Annotated in this window: 1 protein-coding gene; it reads right to left on the reverse strand. The window is 52.7% G+C overall.

Annotation, left to right across the window (positions count from 1 at the left end; all coding sequences use genetic code 11):
* On the reverse strand, positions 1-599 hold a 599-nt coding region (locus FC75_RS12860; RefSeq protein WP_056989999.1), incomplete at its 3' end, for a hypothetical protein.
* Between the last annotated feature and the right edge of the window lie 25 nt (positions 600-624).

Raw genomic sequence — 624 nt, forward strand, 5'->3', positions numbered from 1 at the left:
GGGTGTACTTCGCCAGAGGCCTCAAACGCCCGCTGGAACACTTGGATCTCTGCGGAGGCAGTCTCGGTATTGCTGAGGTTAGACGAGAGTAAACGTCGTCCATACAGGTCAAGCACGCCACTCAGACGCATAGTGTACTCACCATTCATGCCATACTTCAATTCTGTTGAGTCTGATAACCAGACCTGGTTTGGGCCATCAACTTCAAAGTTCTGGTTGAGTACATTGTCGAGCACGTGCTGTTCACTTTCCTTGCGCCGATGGCGCTTCTTGACGCGAATCTGGCAGTGGATGCCCAACTCTCTTTGCACCCGTTTAACCATCTTGACCGTCACCGGAAAGGTAATCTCGGCGTCATGCTGAAGGGCAATTAAGAGGTTGTCTGCGCCAATCCCCTGGTGATGAAAGTCGTACCAGCATTGCGCTCTTTCCTTGAGCTTGGTATCGCGTTGTTCCCAGACTGTCTCGGTGCGTCTGAGCCCCTTATAGTAGGCTTGCCGACTCACGCCGATAAGCCTTAAAAGCGTTGACACGGCACCGTGATTGCCTTGACTGACCTCTCTGATTGCGACGTAGGCCAGTCGACGTTGCTTGTTCACCCCCTGCGCTGAAGTTCCTTGAATT

Source organism: Lacticaseibacillus camelliae DSM 22697 = JCM 13995, assembly GCF_001436615.1.
Lineage (GTDB): Bacteria > Bacillota > Bacilli > Lactobacillales > Lactobacillaceae > Lacticaseibacillus > Lacticaseibacillus camelliae.